This window comes from Streptococcus sp. 4094, assembly GCF_013277125.1.
In the GTDB taxonomy this organism is placed as follows: domain Bacteria; phylum Bacillota; class Bacilli; order Lactobacillales; family Streptococcaceae; genus Streptococcus.
Genome location: NZ_VMMI01000079.1, coordinates 1 through 5,384, shown reverse-complemented (window position 1 = coordinate 5,384; position 5,384 = coordinate 1). Strand labels below are relative to the sequence as shown.

Genomic DNA, 5,384 nt, shown 5'->3' with positions numbered 1-5,384 from the left:
TGTCACTAGAACCCGTCTACGTTTGTGTAGATTTTTTGTACGTCTTCGTCGTCCTCAAGAACGCTGTAAAGTTTTTCAAAGGTTTCAAGGTCATCGCCTGACAATTCCACTTCTGACTGAGGAATCATTTCCAATTCAGTCACTTGGAATTCTTCGATACCTGACTCACGAAGGGCAACGATAGCCTTGTGAAGGTCAGTTGGAGCTGTGTAAACTGTGATTGTTCCTTCTTCTGCTTCTACATCGTCCACATCCACATCTGCTTCTAGCAATTGCTCAAAGACTGCGTCCGCATCTTCACCTGCAAATACAATAACACCCTTGTTGTCAAAGAGGTATGAAACAGAACCTGAAGCGCCCATGTTTCCGCCATTTTTACCAAAAGCTGCACGGACATTAGCCGCTGTACGGTTAACGTTTGAAGTCAAAGTATCAACAATCAGCATAGAACCATTTGGTCCAAAACCTTCGTAACGTCCTTCTGTAAAGGTTTCATCTGTGTTTCCTTTTGCTTTATCAATCGCTTTATCGATAACGTGTTTTGGCACTTGGGCTTGTTTAGCACGGTCGATAACGAATTTCAAAGCAGTGTTTGATTCTGGGTCTGGATCACCTTTTTTAGCTGCTACATAGATTTCTACACCAAATTTTGCATATACTTTAGAGTTAGCTCCATCTTTAGCCGTTTTCTTGGCTACGATATTGGCCCATTTACGTCCCATTAGGAATCTCCTTTTTTCACATTTTAATCTTTTTTATTATAACACAAGTTTTTTCGATTTTCACTAGAGGAAAGAGATTTTATTCAGCAAATCGAGCTATGATGACACTTTTGTTGCCAAGATGACCTTACCTTTCCATCCTTATCAACATTCAAAAAACAAACTAGACCATTATCTGTAAATAGAAAGTTTCAGCCAAGTTTGACAAAGTCCGCTCAAGCTACTGTTTTGAGTTTGTAGATATAAGCGACAAAAACAATCATACTGCACCTTTTGTTGACAGTCTACTCCAGACGTATCATAGTTCAAGTAAATACTTTGAAATTCAACAGTTCTTATAGGCACTATTGTATTCTAAGAAGTCAATAGAAAAGTTTCTAAACAAAACCATAATTTATATGTTCCTGAAACAGAAATTTATGCTCTTTTTGATTTCACATGATACTGAAGTTAGACTAGTACAACGGCACTTCTAAAACAAGTAAAAGGTAGCTAATTCCCTGTATAGCAAGGAGTTTCACTACCCTTTTTACTTTTTCTTACAGCCACTATTTGATAGACTCATTTTAACATCACGAGCATACTCCAATGGAAATCGCTAGGCAAGAGATAAACTTTCAGATATTCGCAGAGAGAGCATTGCCTCTTTTTGTCGCAAACGTTCTTCTCTCCTAATCATTTTCTACCTTATCTTCTACCTGAGGATAAAGAGTTGTTCCCCAAATAGAAATCGTCCGCTTACGCACTAGTGGCAAATCAGTTTTTTCATAAACCGTACGCCACCATTCCCAGGCAAGTCCGGTACACTCCCTAATTTTGATAGAGAGATTGCGAACATTCCCTTTTAAAGGAATACTAGTGGTAAAATGAGCCGTCAAATCCTGCCCATTTCTGTTCCAAGCCTTAGGAGTCAAGACTTCCTTACCTTGATAATCATAGGATAATTCATCCCAAGTAATGTAATATTGGGCAACATAGGCACCACTATGATCCAAGAGTAAATCTCCGTTTCTGTAAGCTGTCACCTTAGTCTCAACATAGTCTGTACTGTTTTGAAAGGTCGCAACTACATTGTCACGTAAAAAAGAAGTTGTATAGGAAATCGGCAAGCCTGGATGATCTGCTGTAAAGCGACTGCCTTCTTGAATCAAGTCCTCTACCATATCCACCTTGCCTGTTACAACTCGGGCACCCGAACTTGGGTCGCCCCCTAAAATAACCGCCTTCACTTCTGTATTGTCCAAAATCTGTTTCCACTCTGTCTGAGGAGCCACCTTGACTCCTTTTATCAAAGCTTCAAAAGCAGCCTCTACTTCATCACTCTTACTCGTGGTTTCCAACTTGAGATAGACTTGGCGCCCATAAGCAACACTCGAAATATAGACCAAAGGACGCTCTGCAGAAATTCCTCTCTGCCTCAAATCCTCTACCGTTACAGTATCTTGAAATACATCTCCTGGATTTTTAACAGCATCTACGCTGACTGTATAATAAATCTGCTTAAAATTGACAATCTGAATCTGCTTTTCGCCCGAATGGACAGAATTAAAATCAATATCAAGAGAATTCCCTGTCTTTTCAAAGTCAGAACCAAACTTGACCTTGAGTTGTTCCATGCTGTGAGCCGTGATTTTTTCATACTGCATTCTAGCTGGGACATTATTGACCTGACCATAATCTTGATGCCACTTGGCCAACAAATCGTTTACTGCTCCGCGAACACTTGAATTGCTGGGATCTTCTACTTGGAGAAAGCTATCACTACTTGCCAAACCAGGCAAATCAATACTATAAGTCATCGGAGCACGATCGACCGCAAGAAGAGTGGGATTATTCTCTAACAAGGTCTCATCCACTACGAGAAGGGCTCCAGGATAGAGGCGACTATCGTTGGTAGCCGTCACGGAAATATCACTTGTGTTTGTCGACAAGCTCCGCTTCTTTCTTTCGATAACAACAAACTCATCGGGTAACTGATTCCCCTCTTTGATGAAACGATTTTCAATACTCTCTCCCTGATGGGTCAAGAGTTTCTTTTTATCATAATCCATAGCTAGTATAAAGTCATTTACTGCTTTATTTGTCATCTTCTACCTCCTAATAAGTTCCTGGATTGAGTTGCATAAACTCAGACTTGTTCAGCGAAATCAGCCGTGGTTGGACTAAGTGATCCAAAACTTCCTCGTACAATTCTTCTGATACATTGCGTCGCCGTCTGGCTAGATAAGAAGTCGGAATGACCGTATTATCCAACATAAATACCTTATCTAAGTCAATCAAGGTTGGTCTTGTAAAAGGATTACGAGCTAGATCTGGCTCTTCTATCATAAAATTCTTGACCAAACGTCTGGTCAGGAGAACTGGTTTGAAGGTCTGATTTTTAACCAATTCTTTGTTTTTAGTCATGCTGTTATCAATACAAATATACATATGATTCTTCACAGCCAAATCGCTACTAATAGTCGGAAAAGGCAAATAAAGAGCTACAACATCTCCTCTCTTAATCAAGCAAGAGCACCCCCTTTTCTCCTAATGTCACATAGACAGGATTGACCAAGTCTTCTGATTGGCTCAGAACTTCCAACGTTTGAGTTTGGCGCGCTGTCAATTTAGTAGCATCTTGTCTCTTCAATACAAAATGCTTGTCGCCAATTACCTTGACACTATAATCCTTCTCCAAAGCTGACTGGTAAATCCACATCAGATGTTGTCTGTCCTGAAAACTCAAGAGAGAAGGATGTTCAAGCCTCCCGACAGTCTGATAAAAATCAAAAACAGGAGCTAACTCCTGCCAATCTGACTGGCTAGTTGTCAAGGCTAGAAAAAGGGCTTTGCGAGCTGATACTTCTTGGTTAGCCTTGAGAGTCCCCTTACCCTCCAAGTTTTTTAGAAAGTGGGAAACTCCAGAAAGCAAATCTTTCTCTAACTGCGAGAAATAAAAACCTTGCCTTCCCAGACACAAGTCTCTCAAGTCGCTTTCTCTAGCAAATAAGAGTTCAAACAGTTGATAGTAAAAGAAAAATATCTGGCACTGGGTCGCACTCATCTTTTCCTTATCGGCTTCTTTTTTCAACCAGAGCAAGGGCAAAAGGTAGCTGGATTGAGACATTTCCTCCACCTCCTATTCTTTTTTCTCTGGAGCATCTGCACTAGCTGCCACTTCTTTTGACTGGATACTTTCCCACTGGTTAATTTCCTCTGAGATAAGACCTTCGCATGTCTTGACAAATAGGGCAAAAGCCTTGGTTTTTCCTGCATATTTCTCTGTTTGACATTGATAGAGGAATTTTTCTCTCTCCAGGAGTTGCGCAGTCTTTTGGTAAGAAATCCAGTGTTCCTTGGCATTATACAAATTGAGAATCCCTTCACACAGCAAGCCTAAACTGGACAAGGCAACCGAAATCAAACGGTAGCGATCACCTGGCATAGGAATAGCACAAAAAACAGCTATGAGAAAACCTGCCACGATTTCTGTTATTTTTAATACCTTATAGCGTCTACGATGTTGAACACTTTTCTTTAAAAAATGAGCTATCTGTACGTCCAATCGATCTGTCAGGTACATTTCTTCTGGCGTCATGTTCGTAACCCCTTTCATTTACTTTGATAACCATAGTATAACATATTTGAATATCAAAGTATAGTAAAAACTGGAAAGCTATATCTTATTATAAAATCCAAATATGAAATGTTTATGAAATAAGGGAAAAATATCACAAATAGGATAGAACAAAAAGTTTCAAAATGATAAAAGCGCATAATACCTTGCCTTAAAAAGCTTGATATTATGCGTTTTATCAGAGAAAGATTTTCTGAATGTTCACCTCAAATTGAGTTTTTCCAACATTCTTTCAATCACTATTCTAGCTGGTTTCCGACTCGGCTAAGTTTGACTTATTTTAACTGAGCAAGAATAGCTTTGAGTTTCTCAATCAACTCATCTTCTGTATGGCCAGACTCTTTCTCATTGGCTAGGAAAGCAACCGCTTGAGCGAGAGCTTCTCGTGCTTGGTCGAGAACTTTCGCATCTACATTTGTAAGGTCGCTTTCTTGCAGAACCTTAGTCAATTCCTTGGTCAATTTCTTGAGTTCTGACTCTTTCTTACGACGCGCGATGAGGAAGAGAAGGAGACCAAGAAGGGCGAGCAGGCTACCAATCATAGTACCATATGGAAGATGACCTTGCTCTTTCCTTGTTTCTTGCATTTCCTCTTCATCCTTAGTCGCTTGCTTGCCTTTCAAGGATTCGAGTGCTTCTTTGACCTTAGCAGTAATCTCTCTCAAGCCTGCCTCTGTCAAGTCAGCATTTCTAAGGGCTGCTTGACCCTCTCCGAGAATAGTCTTCGCAGCGTCGATGACAGATTGATCAATACCATCCAAGTCTTTCAAACGAGTTTCCAAGTCTTGAATCAAATCTCTTAAGACGGATTTATCAACCTGTTTCTCTTGACTCGATTGAGTGCCACCAGCAAAGGCTACACTTCTCCGGCTACGGGTTGGTGGTGTCACAGAACTTTCAGATCTTCCTTGTGGAGACTCTGCTTCTGTCGCATTTTCTGTTCCCCTCTGTTGACTAGATAAACCAGTAGCTTGATCCGTCGAATCTCCTGAATGAGCTGGAGTGCTTGCTTGAGCCTGTCCAACAGTAGACGATGAAGTAGC

6 protein-coding genes are annotated in these 5,384 nt (G+C 40.5%); all 6 read right to left on the bottom strand.

Annotation, left to right across the window (positions count from 1 at the left end; genetic code table 11):
- Positions 1–5 precede the first annotated feature (5 nt).
- A complete protein-coding gene (locus HT721_RS10845) occupies positions 6–722 on the bottom strand; it encodes a YebC/PmpR family DNA-binding transcriptional regulator (RefSeq protein ID WP_000532893.1) in 717 nt (238 codons plus the stop codon).
- A gap of 671 nt (positions 723–1,393) precedes the next feature.
- Entirely contained in the window at positions 1,394–2,809 is a 1,416-nt protein-coding gene (gene ply / locus HT721_RS10840) for a cholesterol-dependent cytolysin pneumolysin (RefSeq protein ID WP_172934157.1), read from the bottom strand.
- A gap of 10 nt (positions 2,810–2,819) precedes the next feature.
- Positions 2,820–3,230: a hypothetical protein gene (locus tag HT721_RS10835; RefSeq protein WP_240149998.1), complete on the bottom strand. Its 411-nt coding sequence runs from the start codon at positions 3,228–3,230 to the stop codon at positions 2,820–2,822.
- Entirely contained in the window at positions 3,223–3,831 is a 609-nt protein-coding gene (locus tag HT721_RS10830; RefSeq protein WP_173229819.1) for a hypothetical protein, read from the bottom strand. Before HT721_RS10830 ends, HT721_RS10835 begins: the two co-directional genes overlap by 8 nt.
- Before the next feature lie 12 nt (positions 3,832–3,843).
- Positions 3,844–4,302, bottom strand: coding sequence for a DUF4231 domain-containing protein (locus HT721_RS10825; protein WP_031222784.1), 459 nt, complete (start codon positions 4,300–4,302; stop codon positions 3,844–3,846).
- 314 nt (positions 4,303–4,616) lie between these two features.
- Positions 4,617–5,384: hypothetical protein (locus tag HT721_RS10820; RefSeq protein ID WP_240149997.1), on the bottom strand; the 768-nt coding region annotated here is incomplete at its 5' end.

What these genes read in the sequence shown, in the direction of transcription:
- HT721_RS10845 (WP_000532893.1), bottom strand. Translation starts at nt 722, where the DNA reads ATGGGACGTAAATGGGCCAATATCGTAGCCAAGAAAACGGCTAAAGAT.
- ply (WP_172934157.1), bottom strand. Translation starts at nt 2,809, where the DNA reads ATGACAAATAAAGCAGTAAATGACTTTATACTAGCTATGGATTATGAT.
- HT721_RS10830 (WP_173229819.1), bottom strand. Translation starts at nt 3,831, where the DNA reads ATGTCTCAATCCAGCTACCTTTTGCCCTTGCTCTGGTTGAAAAAAGAA.
- HT721_RS10825 (WP_031222784.1), bottom strand. Translation starts at nt 4,302, where the DNA reads ATGACGCCAGAAGAAATGTACCTGACAGATCGATTGGACGTACAGATA.